Below are 20,958 nucleotides of genomic sequence, written 5' to 3' on the forward strand. Positions count from 1 at the left end.
ATCGGCTGCGGCTCCTGTGTCGCAAGTTCAGCGCGACCTGATGTTCACATGGAACTCGACCGGTACGGGCAGATGAAGCCGGCAGGCCCGAAGACGTGGTTGCAGGCCCGTGATGAAGATTTTGCGCGAATTTGCCCGTTTTCACCGGTGGCCCGGGACGAGGATGAATTGGCGGCCGAATGTTTTGCCGGTGCGAAAAACCGAGACGCTCTGCTGGGTCGTTACGAGGCTGCCTTTGTCGGCCATGTCGAGGAAGGGGAATACCGTTCGAACGGCAGCTCCGGCGGCATGGTCACCTGGGTGGCAGCGGAATTGCTGCGCCTGGGGCTTGTTGACGGTGTTGCTCACGTCAAGGAGAGCGATGATCCGCAATCGGAACGGCGCCTGTTTCATTATTCGCTGTCACGTGATCTGCAGGAACTTCAGGCGGGCGCTAAATCTCGATATTATCCAGTCGAGCTTTCCGGAGTACTTCAGTCCATTCGCGAGGCGCCGGGCCGGTATGCCGTGGTTGGGATTCCTTGTTTCATCAAGGCGGTGCGACTGGCCTGTGACGATGACCCAGTATTGAAGGAGCGAATTGCCTTCACGCTTGGGCTGTTTTGCGGCCACATGAAAAGCGCGCGAATGGCCGAGAGCTTCGCATGGCAGATGGGGCAGGACATCGGGAAGGTTAAACGGCTCGACTACAGGAAGAAAACCCAGGATCGGCCTGCGAATTGGTATCGGGCTCAGCTGACACTCGAAAACGGCGAGACGTGCGCCCAGGACTGGTGGCATCTGGTCGATGGGGACTGGGGTGCGGGTTTCTTTCAGAACTCCGCCTGCAATTTCTGCGACGACGTCGTGGCAGAAACGGCCGACATCGCTTTCGGGGATGCCTGGAAGGAGCCCTACTCCTCTGATGGAAGAGGAACCAACGTGGTGATCGTCCGCTCAACAGCACTTCTAGATGTGATCCATGCGGGGATTGCTGAGAAGAGGATCGCACTGTCTTACGTCGATTCCGACTTTGTCGTAGCCACCCAGGCCGCCGGATTCCGCCAGCGTCGCGAGGGTCTCGCATTCCGGCTGACCTGGCCTCGTTTGGGCATGCGCCCGCGAAAACGCGTCCGTCCCGGCAGACATGGCTTATCCCGACAGCGCATGGCGGTTTACATCATGCGCTATTGGATCAGCTTCTGGAGTCATCGCGTCTTTTCGATCGCCGTTTTTTTGCAAAGCCCCAGACTTTACATTCTGTGGGCTCGTGCTGCCTTGGCATGCTATCAGGGGGTCGCCTATTCCCGAGGACCGATCGGCAGGATAGCCCAGAGCCTGGGTTTAGCCGGCTCCGAAGGACGCACGTGATTCAAGCCCCCAGCAGTCGGGCTGCTGACTTGGCAACGCGCGACACATATCCGCTATCTCTGTGTGGTGCGTAACGTTCGACCATTTCTTCGCAGAAGCCGGCGAATTCTTCGGGCACCAGGGGCGCACTGGTATGGTGCGGCGCGATACCTCTATGCTCCGGCGTGAAGCAGAACGTCACCGTTACGTCGAAATCTTCGAGGGCCTGCATCTGCCGGTCGAACCAATCGAGGGCGTTGGGCCGGAATCGGTCCGCCCAGGAAAGTCCGGTGCGCACAGATTTCACGCCTAACCGCCTCATCCAGGCAGCAGCCTCATCCAGCCGCGGGTCTTCGAAGTGGAACCATTGCACCAGCCCTAAATCAGGCGTGTGTTTGGCAAACTCCTCAAGCGCCGGTTTGGGCGTTCCGTCTTCGCGCAGAATGCCCATATAGTAGTGCCGATAGTAGGAGGAGCCTTCGGCTTCGCGATGACGCGTTGTTGCCTCCCATGATCGAGGGAGGTCGTAGAGGCTGTACCATTGGCAGCGCTCGACTTTGCCCTTGAGCAACTCGGCAGTTCGTTGCAGGCCCCACAATTGCACTTCCTCCGCACCGAAGGTCGAGACGCCCACTTCGCTGACCCAGATCGGCAGATCGGTGACAGCGCGTATTTCGTTGATTTTCTCCGGCCACTCATGAATTTGCCAGAGATTCCAGTCGAGGGGAAAACCATGCAGCGCGACGGCATCGAGGTGATCGAGCACGCCGTAATTCTTCATGCGGCTAATGAAGAAGGGGTCGATTGGAGATATTCCGCCGAGCACCTTCGTCAGTTCCGGATTCTTGGCTGCGATTGCATCGGCCGCCAGGATTGCCATTTGCGCAAACAGGCTCCATTCAGGATCGATCTCCGGATCCCAGTGCGATTTGTTGTTCGGCTCGTTCCAGATCATCGTGGCTTCGATCATTTGACTTCCCCGGGCAGGATTTAACGAACGGGTTATAAGGTCACTTCGTTGAGCGTCATCACTTTTGCACCCCAGTCGCCGACCACAACGGTGGTGACGGAGGCCGGTGCAATATCAAATCTGGGCCAAGCGTCGATTGGCAGTCCCAGAACATGGCTGACAGCCGCCTTGATGACATCGGCATGAGACACCAGCGCTAAGCGCCTATCGTTGCCGCGACGGGCCAATGTCTCTATGAGCCCGAAAATCCGAGTTTGGACGTCCAGCATCGTCTCGCCTCCTGGCGTGCGGACGAGGCTGCGTGTGGTATTCCATCGGCGCCAAAGGGGATCATCATTGAGAACTTCGAAGGTTTTTCCGGACCAGTTGCCAAAATTCACTTCGTCCAAAGCATCGTCTGTTTGCGGCAGAGACAGGCCACAGGTTGATGCGATACCTACTGCAGTCTCCCGTGTTCGTTCGCGCGGGCTGGTGTAGATCTCATTGATGTCCTCTCGGCGCAGCCTCTCCCCGAGACGCTGAACTTGCGAGCGTCCGGATTCGCCAAGCGAAATACCGGCTGTACGGCCCGCCAGGAAATTCCCGACATTGTCGTGCGCTGCGTGACGAACCAGGAAGAAAGTTGCCGTCATTCCGCGGCTCCGCGCAGAACATCCTCCTCATCGTCGATGAAATTCTGCGTCCGGCGGCGGGCCTCGTAATCGGTGAACTGCTGCGGCGGCGATTTCATGAAATAGCTCGACGGCCCTGTCAGAGCTCCGCCCAGGCCTCGGTCGAGGGCGAGTTTCGCGCAGCGTACTGCATCGATGACAACGCCGGCTGAATTGGGCGAGTCCCACACTTCAAGCTTGAGCTCCGCATTGAGCGGCACGCCCCCGAAAGTGGTGCCCTCGAGCCTGATATAAGCCCATTTACGATCGGTGAGCCAGGGGACGTGGTCACTTGGTCCGACATGTACATCGTCGGCAGGAAGCGGAATATCCAATTGGCTGGTGACCGACTGGGTCTTTGAGATCTTCTTTGATTCCAGCCGCTCGCGCTCCAACATATTGAGAAAATCAGTGTTTCCGCCGAAATTGAGCTGATAGGTGCGATCCACACGGACGCCCCGTTCGCGGAAGAGATTGACGAGCATTCGGTGGACGATCGTTGCCCCCACCTGGCTCTTGATATCGTCGCCGATGATCGGCAGCTTCCGGGCTGCGAACTTCTGCTGCCATTCCGGTTTGGAGGCTATGAAGACCGGAATGCAATTGATAAAAGCGCAACCTGCCGCCAGCGCCTGTTCGGCATACCACTTGGTTGCTTCTTCCGAGCCAACGGGAAGATAGGAAACTAGCACCTCCGTCCCGGTTTGCCTGAGGATTTCCGCCACGTCCGCCGGCGGCTCCGCCGATTCCTCGATCCGATCCTGGAGATACTTCCCTATCCCATCCATCGTCCTGCCGCGTTTCACCTCGACGCCAAGCGGAGCGACATCTGCGAAACGCTGCGTGTTGTTTGGTTCGGCGTATATCGCCTCCGCGACATCGCGCCCTACTTTTGAAGCGGCGACGTCGAAGGCCGCAGATATCTCAATATCGTGCACATGATATCCGCCGAGATCAATGTGCATGAGACCTGGAACCGGCTCGTTTTCCCGGGCGTTATCATAGTAGGTAAGTCCTTGAACCAATGACGAGGCGCAATTGCCAACTCCCACCAATCCAACGCGAATGGATTTCGAACGCATGGTTCCCTCCAAGGGCTGCTTGCTGAGGCATCTACAAAGCTAACAAGCGGGAACTGCGCCGGTTCCCGACCTTCCCGTTTTTTTCGATCGCGTCTGACGATGATCCAACCAGCTCGGGCAGGCATTGCTGCAAGGAAGGAGGACCGGATGCTGGTCTATGGCGATGTCGAGCACATCGAGAACGCAGCAGCAGTACGCGCATCGATTTCAAGAATGATGATGGCGAGCATCGAAATGCAGCCGAGCCGGCAGCGCCACGAAACCCTGGTTCGAGCATTCATCCTGACTGGAGAACTGGTTCAGGGACTGGCCGATCAGGAATTCGGGAGAAAAGGCGCGGACGATATCTCCGAGCTGCAGGATGCAGGCGCGAAACTTCTGCGCATGCAGGCGCGGGAGATCATGCAATCGTGGCGAAACAGGTTTTCCGGCAGTTTGTCCTTTCCAGAGGATTGGACAGCCAAACTCGAATTTCTCGCTAGCGCCGATCCGGTGCGGATGAAGCGCGCAGAGGGCTACGCCTTCTATGCTTTGTATCCCGAGAGCTATATCGAGGCGGCTTCGATCTCAAACTTGACATCTAAAACAGTCGTCATCGGGATCCGAAGCATCGGGACCGGACTCGCGGCTCTGGTTTCCGCAGCCTTGGATGCCGAGCCGGCCTGTTCGCTGCGCCCGACTGGCCACCCCTTCGAGCGGTACGTACGCGTCACACCGGCTCTTTCCAAGCGCATTCTTGCCGACCCTGAAACCGATTTCGCCATCGTCGATGAAGGGCCAGGGCTATCGGGGAGCTCGTTCGGCTGCGTTGCGGACTGGTTGCAGGAGAACGGCGTGGCGTCTGATCGGCTTCATTTTTTCCCGAGCCACACGGGTGAACTAGGCCCGCAGGCTAGCGAGCAGCATCGGACCCGGTGGCGAGATCGGCCACGCCATGTCGTCAGCGTCGACGATCTCGCCCTCAAGGCCCAAGATCCGAAACATCGTCTGCAGACATGGGCGGCCGATGTTGTCGGCGGTGCGCGTTCGTCGTGGCGGGACCTGTCCGGTGGCGCATGGCGCGCGGTTCGGTATCGCGATCCTTCACATTGGCCGCCGAGCTATATGCAAATGGAAAAACGCAAATTCCTGATGGAAGCCGAAGGAGGGGCGTGGCTTGTCAAGTTTGCCGGGCTTGGTGGGAGCGACGTGGACAAGGCCAGAAGAGGCTCTTTGCTGAGCGAAGCCGGCTTTATCCCTAGGATCGCCGGCACCTGTTACGGATTTATCATCGAAGAATGGCTGGATGGAACGCCCTTCGACCATAGCGCTGTCAGCAGGCGCGACATCGCGGATCACCTCGGACGTTATCTCGGTTTTCGTGCCCGTCACCTCCCGGCGCGAAACGGCGGCGCGTCGATTCAGAAACTGTGTGAGATGGCGATTTTCAATATTGCGAAAGCGGCAGGATCGGACACGGCAGAAAAATTGGGATGCGTGATAAGCACGCCCGAGCGGCTAGCCGGACGATTGCGACGGGTCGATACGGACAACCGGCTTCACCCATGGGAATGGCTGACGACCACCAACGGGCGCATCGTGAAGACGGATGCGCTCGATCACAACGCGGCCCACGATCTGATCGGGTGTCAGGACATTGCCTGGGACGTCGTGGGCGCCTGCGTGGAATTCGAACTCTCGAGTAAGGAGCGTGATCGTCTTGCCGATCTCGTCGCTCAGGAAGCGGACTGCGATTTGCGCTATGATGTGCTCAAGCTTTTCGAGGCATGTTATCTCGGTTTCCAGATAGGTTTGTGGTCGCAGGCGAGGGCGAGCGTCGATGGCGCCGAGAGGGAGCGGATTGAAAGCACCATCAAACGCTACCTGGACCGCCTGCCGCAGTTGATCGGAGCCTGACTGCGGAAGCGGTCTGGATCCGAAGTTTTTCAGCAAAGTGACGGAGGCGGTTCCGCCATCGGGTGGCGGCTTCCATGTTCCACCAGATAAACCTCCCGTTCCGGATTGGCACGAATGACAAACCCGGCGCTTCTCAGCATCGCTTCGACCGCCGCCTTGTTCGGAATGAACCAATTTGTGGGGTCGCCAGCGTAACGTTCTTCCAAGAAATACACTTTGGGAAAGCCGCGCTGCTCAAATATTGTCGTGTTGAAGAAGTCGTAATTTTCGCTGAGTGCCGCGACTTCCTCTTCCCCCCGCTGCATGCATTGAAACAGCATCTGGCCGCCGACGACATGCTCATGCAGAAGGTCGAGTGCCAGCAGCGGATGCCGCAGGTGATAAAGGACACCCATGAAAAGGACCAGGTCAAATCTCTCCTTCAGTTTTTCCACCTCGTACACCGACATCAGCTTGAACTCGATATCCTCACCTGTCTGTCTGGCTACGAACTCGGCTTGCCTGAGATAATGCGGGTCGGAGTCGATTCCGACGACCCGTCCGGCATTTCTTCTTTTCATTTCAAGTGAATAGAATCCGGCGTTGCAGCCGATGTCGAGAACGCTGCACCCCCGGAGATCTTCAGGCACAACCTGCTGAAAGTGGGCCCATTTGAATGACGGGTAGTCACCAAGAAAATGATCAGGCGCGGTCTGTACGCCGCTAATTCGCAGGTTGTGAAACCATGGCCTCAGGGCTGCGATGTCCCTTTCCAGTCGAGCCTTCTCGTTCATTCCGTACTCCGATCCGCAGCGTCAATCATTGCTTCGACCGCGCCGCCGAGACGTGTGTCCGGTTACGTTTGAATTTTCTGATCGCCGACCGTATCTGCTCGACGGACCGGGGGCCGATCCCTGCGAGCTTGAGGAGTTCGGCATTCTTCATATCTGCCAATTGGCTCATTCGGTGAATTCCGCTTCTGGCGAGCGAACGGGCGATCCATCCAGGGAGACAGGTGGTCAATAAGGGATCTTCGGTATCTCCCCCTCCAGTCTTCGTCCGCTTTTGAGATACCTGCGGCATGTTCAGCTTGAGCCGGCTTCGTCAGATGTGGTCGAACCCTCTTGATGGTTTTCGGTTCCCGCTGAAGAAGAAAAACCCGCCAATTGTGTGCGAGATGGCCCTTCTCGGCCGACACACAGATCTCTGGACGGTGAATTTAGTCATCAGAATTGTGCGACGGATTGGTGTTGGGCGGCATATCTCCCGGACGGATGATGCGCGAATTACCGGTGTCGGGCGCCGGTTCCACCATTTCGGTGTCGCCGATGGGAGGAGGCCTGAGTTCGCCGTTGCAGTCATCCAGTTTCTTGGAGAGATCTTGATGGTCATCCGCTGAATCGCGATCCTGGTTTGACTGTGACGGGGCGACGCATTTGTCAGGCGGCGCCTGTGCGTTCGCCTGGAGCGATAGGGGGAGGATCGCCACGGTGAGCGATAGCGCGCTTAGGAGTCGTTTGAACTTCCGGGATGTGGTCGGCATGCCAAACCTCCGTTGGCGTTTATCCGGATGTCATTTCAGTCCTTCTTCCGAATTGGGCCTCCACCAAGTCCTTAGGGGCCGGCCGCAGGGGCAATCTGCATCTGCACAGGCTGAAACTTGTCCGGCAGTCCGGAAAGTGGTTTCTGGCCCGTCAAGCGCTCGTCGGCCGAGGCTCGATGTCCCTGGGTTTGGGTGGTGGAATTCGTCGTTTCCGTTCCGATGCCGGGGTTCGAATCGAAAGTCCGCGCCGTGTTCGAATTCGTCGAGCTTTGCGGATTCCCGGAAAGCTGGTCGGTGCCAATTGGCTGCGGCGTAACTTTGCCGTCGGATGAAGCGACGCGCCAAACGGTATTGCCGGCATCATCGGCAACAAGCAACGCTCCCGTCCCATCGATCCCCACTCCGACCGGTCGCCCTTTTGCCTGATCGCCCTGGATAAAGCCTGTGACGACGTCCTGCGCCTTGCCAGATGGCTTGCCATTCTGGAACGGTACGAAGACAACTTTGTAACCATTGAAGCTATTCCGGTTCCAGCTGCCGTGCTCGCCGATGAAGGCGCCGTTGGCGTATGCGGCTGGAAGCGCGGAATTCATCGAGAAGGTCAATCCGAGCGCGGCAACATGGCTGGACAGGGCGTAGTCCGGTCGGATTGCCTTTTCGACCATGTCGGTTCGTGGCGGATGAACGCGAGCGTCGACGTGGTTGCCGTAGTAGCTCCAAGGCCAGCCGTAGAAGCCGCCGTCCTCCACAGAGGTCATATAGTCGGGAACGAGGTTTGGGCCGAGCTCGTCACGCTCATTGACGACAACCCAGAGCGCACCCGTTTCGGGGTTGAAGGCAAGGCCGTTCGGGTTGCGCAGACCGGAGGCGAAAACGCGGGCCGCGCCGGTCTGCCGGTCGACCTGCCAGACCGCTGCACGACCTTTTTCTGCTTCGAGCCCGTTCTCAACGATATTGGAATTCGATCCGACCGAGACATAGAGCGTCCGGCCGTCGGGGCTGAGGGCCAGATCCTTTGTCCAATGATGATTAATCGGGCCGCCGGGAAGCGGCGTCAGGATTTTCGGCTGCGCGGCGACCTCGTTCCGTCCGAGTTCGTAAGGGTAGGCCAGGATGGCGCTCGTCGTGGCGACGTAAAGCGTATTGTCTATCCAGGCAAGGCCGAAGGGAGAATCGAGCTTCTTCAGCAGGTCATGGCGTTCATCGACGGTGCCGTCGCGATTGGTGTCACGCAGCAGCGTAATGATATTGCTCTCTTTCTGTTCACCGCTGCCACCGTGGGCGATCGACATGATCCAGCCGCGGATGAGATCCTTCGGCCGCGAGGTCGGTTCGCCGGTCGGGCCGCGGGACTGGACGACGAGCACGTCGCCGTTTGGCAGGGTATGGACCGTGCGTGGATTGGCAAGGCCCTTCGCATAGGCACTGATCTTCAAGCCGTCGGGAACGGCAGGAGTCTCTCCTTCCTTCCAGCCGACCACTTCCGCGACCTTCACATCAGATATCAGGGAGGAAGATGGCTCAGGCAGAACCGGATCCGGGCCGATCTGCTGCGACAGATCGAATTCGGCCTCCCGCGCCGACGTACCGAATCCGAGGAAAAGCGATAGAACCGAGGTGGCGAGAATGAGGGATCTCATCATCATACCCTCCAGGCCAATCTGGCATATTTGCGGGCGGAAACAGCGGCTGCCACCAGGCAAAGCGCTGAAGTAACGGCCGAGAGCGCCAGTCCATAAGGCACGACGGCAGTCCATCCGTCGCCGGCATGGACAAGGCTGTTCAGGAAGGCAAGGGCGAGGATGATCAGGTAGAGAAGCACAGACGGGAAAGCCGACCGCAACGGACGGGTCCGGGGCCGCGCGAGGTCAATCAAACCAGCCACGATCGCAATCACACCGAACACGAGGCCGGCGCACAACAGCCAGGCGGAGAAGTTTTGCCACATGAGGTTGTTGCTCTGCCAGAAGGCGATATCGGTCGCGAGCGCAAGCGTGAAGCAGACGAAAGGGAACGGGACGAAGAGTGACTGTATCGGATAGGCGGCCGCGTCTCTATCGTCGGGTGAAAGTACAGCCATGGCATGCTCCGAGAGGCAAGTGCGCAGATATACGATTCAACCGTGGAGGCAGCGGATGGTTCCGTTGCAGCGGCACTGGCTTACGAACCGCCTCCTCGACCAATAGCGGCTGCTGCCTTTCGCGCGTACCGCCGGAGTGACAATGCAGGGAGGCAGTTAAATTCCGTCCGTCATTCCCGTGACATGCGCGGGAGGAGTACGATGTTGTCGCCTGAACGCGCGGCGGGCGCCAAGACTGCCGCCAAACACGGGGCGAAGCTCCGACCTTTATCGTTGCGCACTCACGATGAGCCAGCGGGTCGGCATGCCGTCATATCCGCCGCCATCGCTTTCCTCGACGGCGAGGTTGCGCCAGCCGCCTGCCGTCAGAAGCGCCGACAGCCAATGGGCGGATGGATAGTTGTAATAGCGCCCGAAGCCATCATGCCCTTCGGCTTCTCCCGACTTGAAGCTTGCGTGGAGGATGCCGCCGGTTCTGAGCGCGCGGTGAATGTGGGCGAAGACGTCGGCCAGGGTCGTTCTCGGGACATGAAGGAGGCTCGCTTCGGCCCAGATGCCGTCGAACGCGGCCTCGGCGTTGAGATCCTCAAAGAGCATGACCCTGACCTCCCTGCCGATTCGCGCCTCGGCTTGTGCCGCGAGTTCGGGTGAACCGTCGGTCGGCGTCACGTCGAAGCCTTGAGAGAGCATGTAGGCACTGTCCTGTCCGCCGCCGCAGCCAAGTTCGAGGATCGCGGCCCCCGGCGCAAGTCGGGCAAGAAAAGTGTCGAGCTTCTGTTTCGGCAGGCTGCGCGCGCGATTGGCGTATATCGCTGCGTTATTGTCGTAGAAGGCGGAGGTGCTGTCATGGGGCATGGGGAGCGGCCGGTCCGGATCGTCGGTTGGATTGGAGATGCCTTTCGGCAAGCCGGTCGGCGCCGATGATGTCGATGACGAGGATGCCGTCGGGTATTTGCCGGTAGAAGGCGACATGACGCATGTGGAGGAGGCGGCGCAGGCCGGCGCCAAGTGCGTCGCACTCATCGCCCATGGAGGGCACGCGCGAGAGAAGTATTAAAATCCGATCCCAGTCAAGAAGATAGGCATCTGCCTGCGCCTCGCCGAAATGTAGATTGGCATATTCGTCGATGCCTGACAGTACGGCGTCGGCCGTTCGGGTCAGCCTATAGGTTGATGTCACGCAGCTTCACCTTCGTTTCCAACAAAATGTCGGGAATGCGCCGGTCGCTGATACCGCTCTCCTCGGCCTGCCTCAGGATCTCGCGCAGTTCGTCGTCCTCAAGCTTACGATGGTCCTGGTCCTTCGCGATCAGCTCCGCCAGGAATGCGTCGGCGCTGTCGTATCTGCCGCTTGCGACACGGCGCGAGATGTAATCCGCCAGATTATCCGGAAGCGAGATCGTCATTTTCGCCATTGAATTTCCTGCCGTCCGTGCGTGCCGGTTCAGCTGTCCCTGATGCCTGTTACGATTCCCCACCCCGTGATAGAAGCGTTGCCGCCCGCCGTCGAGCGCTTGGGTCACATGAGGGTCAGTCTTCTTTAATGATTGCATCGCGTCGGCGAGTTCGAGAACTGTCGTCAGCCCGGCTGCTTTGAAGGCGAGGCCGAGAGCGGCGCCCACCATGTCAGTGCTGGCGCCGCCGTTCGCGTGAAAGGTCTGAAGGTCAGGCCGGGATCAGGCGCGTCCAGCCGTGCTCATCGTTCGTTACGCCCTTCTGCAGACTGACGAGCTGCTGTCGCAGTTCGCTGGTCAGCTTGCCAGTCTGTCCGTCTCCGACCAGAAACTCGCCGCCGGCATGTCGAACGAGGCCGATGCCCGCCAGGACTGCGGCAGTGCCGCAAGCGAACGCTTCGACAAGCCTGCCGCTGGCGGCATCCTCCTGCCATTCCGCGAAGGAATAGGGACGCTGCTCCACGCGCAAGCCCCTTTCTTCTGCGAGCACGATGACGGAAGCCCGAGTGATGCCCGGCAGGATCGTGCCGCCAAGGGGCGGGGTCACCATCGATCCATCATTCATCACGAAGAAGACGTTCATGCCGCCGAGTTCTTCGACCCAGCGATGCTCCGCGGCATCCAGGAAGACGACCTGATCGCAACCCCTCTTCGCGGCTTCCGCTTGCGCCACGAGGCTGGCTGCGTAGTTTCCGCCGCATTTTGCAGCGCCGGTGCCGCCGCTGGCTGCACGGGTGTATTCGGTTTCGACCCAAAGAGAGACGGCCTTCGCGCCGCCCTTGAAGTATGCGCCGACCGGTGAGGCGATGATGCAGAAGATATATTCCTGAGCCGGACGAACGCCGAGAAACGCCTCGTTGGCGAACATGAAGGGGCGAAGGTAGAGGCTGGCGTCGCCAGCCGGAATCCAGGCCTTGTCGACGCGGACCAGTGCTTCGACCGCCTTCAAAAAGAGCTCTTCGGGCACGGGAGGCATCGCCATGCGGGTTGCCGATTGCGCGAAGCGGCGTGCGTTCTCTTCAGGCCGAAAGAGCAGAATCCGGCCATCGTCTGCCTTGTAGGCTTTCATGCCTTCGAAGATTTCCTGAGCGTAATGCAGCACGGCGCTCGCAGGATCGAGCTCCAGGGGTCGCCTGGGCGTAACCTTCGTATCATGCCAGCCCTTGTCGGCCGTCCATCGCGCCAGGACCATGTGATCCGTGAAGATCTTGCCGAAGCCGGGCGTCTCCAGTGCATGGATGCGGTCGGCGTCCGAGACGGGGGTCTTGTGGAGTTCGATTTTGATTTCAGGAGAGGCCGACATCACGGTCATTGCTGGCACCTTGATAGTAAATTGAATAGTGGCGGCGACACTACCGCCGCCGAGCCGGTTTTGGAAAGGTCTGAAGCAGCCGGTTTCGGCTTGATGAGAGGAATAATCGCTTGAGGTGGCTGACGTCGAGCAACAAATTCGGAATCGAGCGCCTGCGATCGAGGATGGCGTCACCATCGGTCGATTCGGGAACTTCATTCTTATCGGGAATGACGTTCGCGAATTTCATACCCAGGCTTTGGAATATGTGATCTCCAACTTATCGCTATGACAAGAAAATAGGTCAGCATTATTGACATAATTTCCGCCGCATGATTTGTCGGCGGTACAGAAAATACGAGGAAACCTCCATGCTGAACTGGGACACCATGTTTGCGTCGCGCTCATCGCGCATGCGCGCATCCGAAATCCGCGAGCTCCTGAAGCTTCTCGACCAGCCCGACATTATTTCCTTTGCCGGCGGCATTCCGGATCCGGCGCTGTTTCCGGCCGACGAATTCCAGCGGGCCTATGCCGATATCTTCGCAGGTGCCGCCGTCAATTCGGCGCTGCAATATTCGGTCAGCGAAGGCTACAAGCCGCTGCGCGAATGGCTGGTCAAGCAGATGGCCGCCCTCGGCATTCCCTGCGAGCTCGACAATGTCTTCATTGTCTCCGGCTCACAGCAGGGGCTCGATTATCTCGGCAAGCTCTTTCTTTCGCCCAATGATACCGCGCTCGTGACCTGGCCGACCTATCTTGGCGCGCTGCAGGCCTTCAATGCCTATGAGCCGGCCTATGACCAACTGACGCCGAGCGGCAACCGGACGCCCGAGTCCTACCGCGTGGCGGCTGCGGCTGCCGGCGGCAAGGTGAAATTCGCCTATCTCTCCGCAGATTTCTCCAATCCGACCGGCGAAACCGTCGATCTCGCCGGCCGCAAGCGGGTGCTGGCGCTCGCCGAAGAGCTCGACATTGCCGTCATCGAGGATGCCGCCTACCAGTCGCTGCGTTACGACGGTGAGCCGATCCCGCCGATCCTGGCGCTGGAGATCGCCGAGAAGGGCCATATCAACGACACGCGAACGATCTATTGCGGCAGCTTTTCCAAGACGCTGGCGCCCGGCCTTCGCGTCGGCTTCATCGTCGCCAATGCGCCTGTCATCCGCAAGCTGGTGCTGATGAAGCAGGCGGCCGACCTGCATTCCTCAACGATCAATCAGATAGCGATATCCGATGTCGCCGTGCGCGGTTTCGACAAGCAGGTTGCCAAGATTAAAGCGGCCTACAGCCATCGCCGCGACTGCATGCTGGCGGCGCTCGAGAAGTACATGCCCAAGGGCACGAGCTGGACGAAGCCGGAAGGCGGCATGTTCATCTGGATCACGCTGCCGGAAGGCATGGACGGCGCCAAGCTGCTGGCGAAATCGCTCGAGACCGCCAAGGTCGCCTTCGTGCCCGGCAAAGCCTTCTTCGCCGACGGCTCCGGCGCCAACACCTTCCGCGTCAGCTTCTCCTGCGCGAATGAGCAGATGATCGAGGATGGGATCAGCCGGCTGGGGAAGCTGATTTCAGCGGAGATTGGTGGGTGAGTGTTGGGAGTGGGGTGCAACAAAACTGTTGTGCCGTATGGCCCTATCCGACCCCTCGGGCCATCGACCGGGGTTGAGCCACGGGTCTCAACCCGTCCTTCGGACCCCCGCTGGGGAGAAGATGGAGCAAGCCGCTCGCTTCTCTTTCCACTGCAGACGCTTCTAGGAAACGAGACGATTCCGCTTCTCCCCGTCGGGGAGAAGATGCCGGAAGGCAGATGAGGGGCTGCATGGCACGCCCTCTCATCCCTCATTCCTGTGCTCGTCACAGGAATCCAGCCACGGCGCGTCCGCGCCGTGATTGAACTCCTATTCGTGAAAGACTCTCTCGTGCCCAAGGACTTGGGCACGCTGGACTCCCGTGACGAGCACAGGAATGAGGGAGGGGAGGGAACTGCTTCCGCCTTCTTCTCTGAGGAAAGGACCTGTCTTTCACCGTGTCATGCCTGATCTTCTCTCGCTATTACTGCAAGTGCGGGCCGAAAAGCTCGAGGTCGGCTTCGCCGAGCCGGTCGCTCGCCGTATTCAGCTGGTGCCAATAGGGATAGATCACCGGCGGCAGGCTGACGGCGTCGAGACGCTTGCGCTCCTCATCCGTGAGTTTCAGCTCGGCAGCGGCGATGTTGTCACGGAACTGGGCTTCGGTGCGCCCGCCGATGATGACCGAGGTGACCGCCTTGCGGCCGATCAACCAGGCAAGAGCCACCTGGGCCGCCGAGACGCCGCGCTCTTCGCCGATTGCCACCAGCGTCTCGACGATGTTCCAGAGGCGGTTTTCGTCGCGGATCGGCGGCTCGGTCCAGCCGGCGAACTGGCGCGTTCCCTCGGGAGCGGCCTGGTTGCGGCGGTGTTTGCCGGAAAGCAGGCCGCCGGCAAGCGGGCTCCAGACCAGCACGCCGAGGCCCTGGTCGATCGAAATCGGCAGCAGCTCGTATTCGGCATCGCGCGCTTCGAGCGTGTAATGGATCTGCTGGCTGACGAAGCGCTGATAGCGATGCTCATTGGCGATGCCCAGCGCCTTCATAATGTGCCAGCCGGAGTAGTTCGAGCAGCCGACATAGCGCACCTTTCCCTGCTTGATCAGCGTGTGGAGCGCTTCCATCGTCTCTTCGAGCGGCGTCTGGCCGTCCCATTCATGCACCTGGTAGAGGTCGATGACGTCGGTCTTCAGGCGCTTGAGGCTCGCCTCGCATTCGCGGATCAGGTGGTAGCGCGACAGGCCGCGGTCGTTCGGACCGTCGCCCATGCCGAAGCGCGCCTTGGTAGCGAGCAGTACGCCCTGCGGCCGCTTGCCGGCGAGCGCCTCGCCGATGATGTTTTCGCATTCGCCTGACGAATAGACGTTGGCGGTATCGATCAGATTGATGCCGGCATCGATGCACATATAGATCATCTTTTTCGCCTCGGAGACGCCGAGATCGCCGACCATCTTCGCCCAGCCGACGCCGCCGAAGGTCATGGTGCCCATAGTCAAAGTCGAAACCTTCAGGCCGGAACGGCCGAGCAGACGATATTCCATCGAAACTCCTCCTTCATCAAACGCGATTGACGTACTTCAACGCGGTAGAATGGCAATGGCGGCACGTTCACGCCTGGTGGGGGCCGGCGAGATTGCCGCCCAGAGACTGCGATCGTTCGTGGGGGCGTGAGCCGCGCGACAGATCGTACAATATGTGATCGGCTTGTCGACGGGAATCATCCTGAACGGAGCGATCAGGCGGCGGGTCCAGGCCCGCGTCAGGTCTCGTCCTTGTTTTTCCTCTGAATGTTGTCGCGAAGCGAAGCGATCGTATCGCGAATCCTGCCGACGGTTTCGACGTCGAGACCGACGGCTTTGGCGATGCAGTCGAACACATGGGTGGCGCGGCTCTTGAGGGCCTGTCCCTTCTGCGTCAGGCGGAGAAGCACCTGGCGCTCGTCGGCGGGGTTGCGATTGCGGGTGACGAGGCCGACATTTTCCAGCCGCTTCAAGAGCGGGGTGAGGGTGCTGGAGTCAAGGAAAAGTGTCTCGCCGAGATCCTTCACCGTGCGGTCATCACGCGCCCACAGGGCGGTCATGACAAGGAATTGTGGATAGGTCAGGTCCAGCTCATCGAGCAGCGGGCGGTAAAGCTGGTTGAAGGCATGGCCTGCCGAATAGATTGAAAAGCAAAGCATTTCATCGATTTTCGGCACGTCGGCGAGATCATTCGTTCGGGTGTTTTTCATCACGCTCTCCTCTGATTTCAATGTAATTTGTGCACGATCTATTTGCAAGCTATTGACGTCCGGCATGCCGTCCTCTATTTAGATTGTGTACAAATAAATCGCTTGCAAATAACAAGCCGAAGGGAGTGCAGCTTGTGGCTCCCGGTTCGGCTCCCATTGAAACTCAACGACGAAAGGATATGACCCATGTTCAAGTTTGCTGCAGCCGTCGCCCTGGCGGGCGCTCTTCTTTCCGGTGCTGCCGTCGCTCAGCCGGCCAAGCCGACCGTCGTCCTCGTTCACGGCGCCTTTGCCGATTCATCCAGCTGGAACGGCGTGATCGAGATCCTGCGCAAGGACGGCTTCCCGGTCGTGGCTGCCGCTAATCCGCTGCGCAGCGTATCGGGCGACGCCGCCTATGTGTCCGATGTCGTCGGCAGCATTGCCGGCCCTGTCGTCCTCGTCGGCCATTCCTATGGCGGGCAGGTAATCTCGACCGCCGCAAACGGCCATGACAACGTCAAGTCCCTGGTCTATGTCGCCGCCTTCGCGCCGGATGCCGGGGAATCGGTTGCGGATCTCGCCGGCAAGTTTCCCGGCGGCACGCTGAGCGGAGCGCTGGCGGCCCCGGTGAAGCTCAGCGCAGGTGGCGTCGACCTCTCTATCGACCAGGCCAAATTCCATGATCAGTTCGCCAGCGACGTGCCGGCCGAACAGGTGGCCCTGATGGCGGCGGCCCAGCGGCCAATCACCGAAGCGGCCCTGACCGAAAAATCCGGTGAGCCTGCCTGGAAGAAGCTGCCGTCATGGTTTGTCTACGGCACCGGCGACAAGAATATCCCGGCCGCAGCCCTTGCCTTCATGGCCGAGAGGGCGGGGTCCAAGCGGACCGTCGTGGTCGAGGGCGCGTCCCACGTCGTTATGGTTTCGCAGCCGCAGAAGGTGGCGGAACTCGTCGAAGAGGCCGCGAAGTAGCGTCTATCGGAGAGGCGACGGCAACGCAGTGGTTTCAGGGCGCAGCGCAGCCGCTGCGTCCTGTCACATCTCTGTCAACGACCCCTAATAAGGGAGGGGTGACGCAATTCCCGAGGACCCCTCCCATGAAAATGATCGTTTCCGCCGCAGCACTGCTCGCCGCGAGCCTCCTTGCCGTGCCGGCTTCAGCCGCAGACCTCGTTCTCTACACCAGCCAGCCGAACGAAGACGCGCAGGCGACGGTCGACGGCTTCATGGCCGCCAATCCCGACATCAAGGTCGACTGGGTGCGCGACGGCACGCCGAAGATCATCGCCAAGCTTCAGGCCGAGATTCAGGCCGGCAATCCGGTCGCCGACGTCCTCCTCATCGCCGACATGGTGACGCTGGAGCGCCTCAAGGAAGACGGCAAGCTGCTCGCTTACAAGTCGCCGGAAGCCGCAGGATACGACGCCAGCCTCTATGACGCCGACGGCTATTATTACTCGACCAAGCTGATCACGACAGGCATCATGTACAACACCTCGGCCGCGATGAAGCCGACGAGCTGGAAGGACCTGACGAAGCCTGAGGCCAAGGGCTTCGTCACCATGCCGAGCCCGCTCGCTTCGGGTGCTGCGCTGATCCACGCCCAGACGCTGGCCGCAGTTCCCGGCCTCGGCTGGGATTATTACAAGGCGCTCGCCGAAAACGGCGCGATCGCTGCCGGCGGCAACGGCGCCGTCCTGAAGTCGGTCGCCTCCGGCGAGAAGGCCTACGGCATGGTCGTCGACTATCTGCCGATCCGCGAGAAGGCCAAGGGCGCACCCGTCGAATTTGTCTTCCCGAGCGAAGGCGTTTCGGCCGTCACCGAGCCGGTCGGCATCCTTGCCAGCACCAAGAATGCAGAGGCTGCCAAGAAGTTCGTCGATTACGTGCTCTCGGAAAAGGGCCAGGAAGGCTTCCTGAAGCTCGGCTATATCCCGGCCCGCAACGGCATGAAGCTGCCGGAAGGTTTCCCGGCGCGCGATACCATTAAGGTCCTGCCGATCAAGGCAGCGGAAGCGTTGAAAAATACCGATCAGGATCTGAAGACCTTCTCCGGTATTTACGGCTCGAACTGATCCAGCCATGCAAGGATATGTGAGACCGGGAAACAGCCAGCCCGCCTGGCTGTTTCCTTTTATCGTCATATCAGTCCTGATCTTCAGCGTGCTGCCGCTCGCCCGCCTCGCCATGGTCGGGATCATGGCCTTCGCCAGCGGCGGCGTCATCGATGTGCTGAGCGAACCGTCACTCTGGCAGGCCACCTATTACACCATCGTCACTGCGGTTCTGGGCACGATCATTTCCCTTGCCATCGGCTGCCTCTTCGCCTTCGTGCTGACGCTGACCGATATCAGCGGCAAGGGGTTGCTCAGCTTCTTCTTCGTGCTGCCGATGATGATCCCGCCGCAGGTGACGGCACTTGCCTGGGTGCAGATGTCGGGACCGTCGAGCCCGCTGTTGAAGGCGCTCTCGCTTGCGCCGCCGCTGGGTTCGCCGCAGCCGCTCTATTCGGTGGGCGGCATTGCGCTGCTCTATGGCGTGCAGCATGCGCCGCTGGTCTATCTGGCGCTGCGCGCCGGGCTGATGACGCTGCCGCGCGACGGCGTCGAGGCCGCGCGGCTTTCCGGCGCCTCAAGCCTCAGGGTGTTCCGCGACATCATCCTGCCGCTGTCTCTGCCCGGCATCATCGCCGGCGCGGCGATCTCCTTCGTCTCCTGCACCGGCAATTTCGGCATTCCCGCCATTCTCGGCATCCCGGCCTCGATCTACACGCTGCCGACGCTCATCTTCACCAAATTCTCTGCCTTCACCAGCCGCACCTTCGGCGATGTCGCCGTGCTCTCCGGCATCATCGCCATGATCTCGGTCGCAGGCTTGATGATCCAGGACCGGGCGCTCAGAGGCCGCGACTATCGCGTCATCGGCCTGTCGGGGGCAAGTGCCGTCTTCGAGTTCGGCCCCTGGCGCTTCGCCTTCCCGCCGCTCCTCTGGGCGATCCTGTTCTTCATGCTGGCCGCCCCCTTCTTCGCGCTTCTTGCCTGTGCGCTGGTGCCGGCTTATGGCGTACCACTCACCTTCAAGACTATGTCGCTGCATGCCTTTCAGGAGATCCTATTCCGGCAGGCGGTGACACGCACGGCCTTTATCAATTCGCTGTCGCTTGCCGGCGCGACCGCACTTGGTCTGCTTGTGGTGACAGTGCTTGCGGCCTATGCACTGACGCGACGCAGAGACATGGCGTCGCGGATCGTTTCCAGCCTGATCGAGATACCCTATTCGCTGCCAGGCATCGTCATGGCGGTCTCCTTCATTCTCGTCTTCGCGGCACCGATCCCCGTCCTGCACGTCTCGCTGTACGGCACGATCTGGATCATCCTTATTGCCTATTTTTCCTCCTTCTTCGCCATCAGCCTAAAGCCCGTCGTCAGCGCCTTCCATCAGCTCGATCCGGCGCTGGAGGAGGCCGCACGGCTTTCCGGCGCCGGCTTCTTCCGCAGGCTTTCCGATATCATCGTGCCGCTGATCGCGCCGGCCGCCGGCGCTTCCGTCATCCTCGTCTTTCTCATCGCCTGCAACGAGCTGACGATCTCGGCGCTGCTCTGGTCGGCCGGCACCCAGACGCTTGGCGTCGCGATCTACAATCTCGACGACAGCGGCAGTTCCGACCTTGCCTCGGCACTGTCAGTACTCGTCGTGCTGATGGTGATCGTCCTGATGCTGCTCTTGGAACTCCTGGCCAAACGCCTGCCGAAAGGGGTGGTCCCGTGGCGCAACTGATCCTCAACCAGGTGGCCAAGGATTTCGGCACCGGGCGGGCGGCCGTCAGCGGCTTTTCGCTCGATGTGCGCGATGGCGGCTTCCTGGCGCTGCTCGGGCCTTCCGGCTGCGGCAAGACGACGGTGCTGCGGATGATCGCTGGTTTCGAGACCCCCTCCGACGGCTCGATTCATCTCGGTGAGCGGCTGCTGGCAGATGCCGCCCAGTCGCTGCCGCCTGAGAAGCGCAACATGGCGATGGTCTTCCAGTCCTATGCGCTCTGGCCGCATATGAGCGTCGCCGACAATGTCGGCTATCCCCTGAAGGTGCGCGGCGTCTCGGGCGAGGCATACCGGGCGAAGGTCGGCGAGGCGCTTTCCACCGTGCGGCTTGCCGATCATGCCGGGCGCCGGCCGGCCGATCTCTCCGGCGGCCAGCGCCAGCGTGTGGCGCTCGCCCGCTGCCTGGTGACGTCGCCCAACGTCGTGCTACTCGACGAGCCGCTCGCCAATCTCGACCGGCACCTCAAGCAGGAGATGGAAGAGACTTTTCGCGAATTCCATCAGCGCTCGGGCGCGACGATGATCTACGTTACCCATGACCAGAGCGAGGCGATGGCGCTGGCGACCGACGTCGCCGTCATGTCCGAAGGGCGCCTGCTGCAGGTCGCGCCGCCAGCCGAGATCTATGCCCGCCCGGAAGGACGAATCGTCGGCGGGCTGATCGGGCGCGGCGCTATCCTGACCTTGTCTGTCATGGGCGGCGAACGCCATCTGGAATGGGACGAGCTGAAGGATGCGCTGCAGGCGGCCAATACCGATGGCGCCGATATTCTGGTGCGGCCGGAGGATGTGATCATCGGAGGAGAGGGGGCTCCCGCGACCGTCGACTCGTCACTTTTCGAAGGCGAGCGTTACGCCGTCAAACTGACGCTCGGAAACGGCCAGACGTTGCGCGCCTTCAGCCGCGCCGTTGTCGGGGCCGGCGAGACGATACGCGTCGTCATCCGCTCCGGGTGGCGGCTTTGACGGAGGCGAGTGACCTCACGGTCGTTGAAGCTTGACGATAATGTTGAAAGTCGCCGGTGCCTCGTTCCGAATCGCGAAGGGTCGAGCAACAGCAGCTCGTCCAGCAGTCCTGACGGCG

At 60.4% G+C, this 20,958-nt stretch carries 20 protein-coding genes; 7 read left to right on the top strand and 13 right to left on the bottom strand.

The features are described 5' to 3' along the window. Positions 1-48 precede the first annotated feature (48 nt). Positions 49-1,350 (top strand): Coenzyme F420 hydrogenase/dehydrogenase, beta subunit C-terminal domain, encoded by a 1,302-nt coding sequence (locus FHT70_RS14525; protein ID WP_183702368.1) that lies wholly within the window; start codon positions 49-51, stop codon positions 1,348-1,350. A 1-nt stretch (position 1,351) separates the two neighbouring features. Here FHT70_RS14525 and FHT70_RS14530 read toward each other — a convergent pair whose 3' ends face one another. Genes FHT70_RS14530 through FHT70_RS14540 form a run of 3 tightly spaced genes read right to left on the bottom strand, consistent with a single transcriptional unit; the run spans position 1,352 to position 4,031 of the window. After that, complete coding sequence (locus FHT70_RS14530) at positions 1,352-2,299, bottom strand: beta-xylosidase (RefSeq protein ID WP_183702371.1); 948 nt, start codon at positions 2,297-2,299, stop codon at positions 1,352-1,354. Between the two features lie 32 nt (positions 2,300-2,331). Next, entirely contained in the window at positions 2,332-2,931 is a 600-nt protein-coding gene (locus tag FHT70_RS14535) for a histidine phosphatase family protein (RefSeq protein WP_183702373.1), read from the bottom strand. Beyond that, positions 2,928-4,031: an inositol-3-phosphate synthase gene (locus tag FHT70_RS14540; protein ID WP_183702376.1), complete on the bottom strand. Its 1,104-nt coding sequence runs from the start codon at positions 4,029-4,031 to the stop codon at positions 2,928-2,930. The genes FHT70_RS14535 and FHT70_RS14540 overlap by 4 nt, the downstream gene beginning before the upstream one ends. Positions 4,032-4,178: 147 nt before the next feature. On the opposite strand from FHT70_RS14540, the gene FHT70_RS14545 reads away from it, so the two are divergent. Next, positions 4,179-5,927, top strand: a complete 1,749-nt coding sequence (locus FHT70_RS14545) for a hypothetical protein (RefSeq protein ID WP_183702379.1) — start codon at positions 4,179-4,181, stop codon at positions 5,925-5,927. 29 nt (positions 5,928-5,956) lie between these two features. Here FHT70_RS14545 and FHT70_RS14550 read toward each other — a convergent pair whose 3' ends face one another. The 8 genes from FHT70_RS14550 to FHT70_RS14590 all read right to left on the bottom strand — a co-directional run bounded on the left by FHT70_RS14550 (position 5,957) and on the right by FHT70_RS14590 (position 12,295). Continuing rightward, positions 5,957-6,700 carry a TIGR04290 family methyltransferase gene (locus tag FHT70_RS14550; RefSeq protein WP_183702383.1) on the bottom strand — a complete coding sequence of 248 codons (744 nt, stop codon included), beginning with the start codon at positions 6,698-6,700 and terminating at the stop codon, positions 5,957-5,959. Positions 6,701-7,125: 425 nt separating this feature from the next. Next, on the bottom strand, positions 7,126-7,449 hold the full coding sequence (locus FHT70_RS14560) for a hypothetical protein (protein ID WP_085778683.1): 324 nt from the start codon (positions 7,447-7,449) through the stop codon (positions 7,126-7,128). Positions 7,450-7,520: 71 nt separating this feature from the next. Further along, positions 7,521-9,092: a sorbosone dehydrogenase family protein gene (locus tag FHT70_RS14565; protein ID WP_183702388.1), complete on the bottom strand. Its 1,572-nt coding sequence runs from the start codon at positions 9,090-9,092 to the stop codon at positions 7,521-7,523. Next, positions 9,092-9,529: a DUF2231 domain-containing protein gene (locus FHT70_RS14570; RefSeq protein WP_183702391.1), complete on the bottom strand. Its 438-nt coding sequence runs from the start codon at positions 9,527-9,529 to the stop codon at positions 9,092-9,094. Before FHT70_RS14570 ends, FHT70_RS14565 begins: the two co-directional genes overlap by 1 nt. Before the next feature lie 267 nt (positions 9,530-9,796). Then, positions 9,797-10,384, bottom strand: coding sequence for a class I SAM-dependent methyltransferase (locus FHT70_RS14575; RefSeq protein ID WP_183702394.1), 588 nt, complete (start codon positions 10,382-10,384; stop codon positions 9,797-9,799). Next, a complete protein-coding gene (locus FHT70_RS14580) occupies positions 10,374-10,709 on the bottom strand; it encodes a type II toxin-antitoxin system RelE/ParE family toxin (protein ID WP_085778679.1) in 336 nt (111 codons plus the stop codon). Before FHT70_RS14580 ends, FHT70_RS14575 begins: the two co-directional genes overlap by 11 nt. Next, positions 10,693-10,944 carry a transcriptional regulator gene (locus tag FHT70_RS14585; RefSeq protein ID WP_183702550.1) on the bottom strand — a complete coding sequence of 84 codons (252 nt, stop codon included), beginning with the start codon at positions 10,942-10,944 and terminating at the stop codon, positions 10,693-10,695. The genes FHT70_RS14580 and FHT70_RS14585 overlap by 17 nt, the downstream gene beginning before the upstream one ends. A gap of 250 nt (positions 10,945-11,194) precedes the next feature. Continuing rightward, complete coding sequence (locus FHT70_RS14590; RefSeq protein ID WP_183702397.1) at positions 11,195-12,295, bottom strand: branched-chain amino acid aminotransferase; 1,101 nt, start codon at positions 12,293-12,295, stop codon at positions 11,195-11,197. A gap of 350 nt (positions 12,296-12,645) precedes the next feature. Here FHT70_RS14590 and FHT70_RS14595 point away from each other — a divergent pair, with 350 nt between their 5' ends. Further along, positions 12,646-13,866, top strand: coding sequence for a PLP-dependent aminotransferase family protein (locus tag FHT70_RS14595; protein ID WP_183702400.1), 1,221 nt, complete (start codon positions 12,646-12,648; stop codon positions 13,864-13,866). A 463-nt stretch (positions 13,867-14,329) separates the two neighbouring features. On the opposite strand, the gene FHT70_RS14600 is transcribed toward FHT70_RS14595, so the two are convergent. Next, positions 14,330-15,385, bottom strand: coding sequence for an aldo/keto reductase (locus FHT70_RS14600; protein WP_183702403.1), 1,056 nt, complete (start codon positions 15,383-15,385; stop codon positions 14,330-14,332). A 218-nt stretch (positions 15,386-15,603) separates the two neighbouring features. Next, complete coding sequence (locus FHT70_RS14605) at positions 15,604-16,074, bottom strand: MarR family transcriptional regulator (protein ID WP_085778673.1); 471 nt, start codon at positions 16,072-16,074, stop codon at positions 15,604-15,606. Positions 16,075-16,260: 186 nt separating this feature from the next. On the opposite strand from FHT70_RS14605, the gene FHT70_RS14610 reads away from it, so the two are divergent. From FHT70_RS14610 to FHT70_RS14625, 4 genes are all read left to right on the top strand, one after another. Continuing rightward, a complete protein-coding gene (locus tag FHT70_RS14610; RefSeq protein ID WP_183702406.1) occupies positions 16,261-17,028 on the top strand; it encodes an alpha/beta hydrolase in 768 nt (255 codons plus the stop codon). Between the two features lie 125 nt (positions 17,029-17,153). Then, positions 17,154-18,131, top strand: coding sequence for an ABC transporter substrate-binding protein (locus FHT70_RS14615; RefSeq protein WP_183702409.1), 978 nt, complete (start codon positions 17,154-17,156; stop codon positions 18,129-18,131). 7 nt (positions 18,132-18,138) lie between these two features. After that, positions 18,139-19,833 (top strand): iron ABC transporter permease, encoded by a 1,695-nt coding sequence (locus FHT70_RS14620; protein ID WP_183702413.1) that lies wholly within the window; start codon positions 18,139-18,141, stop codon positions 19,831-19,833. Further along, the gene (locus FHT70_RS14625; protein ID WP_097598049.1) at positions 19,821-20,840 is read left to right on the top strand and encodes an ABC transporter ATP-binding protein; all 1,020 of its coding nucleotides are present in this window, start codon (positions 19,821-19,823) and stop codon (positions 20,838-20,840) included. The genes FHT70_RS14620 and FHT70_RS14625 overlap by 13 nt, the downstream gene beginning before the upstream one ends. Positions 20,841-20,958: the final 118 nt, after the last annotated feature.

Origin of the sequence: Rhizobium sp. BK049 (genome assembly GCF_014193135.1) — a bacterium.
GTDB lineage: Bacteria > Pseudomonadota > Alphaproteobacteria > Rhizobiales > Rhizobiaceae > Rhizobium.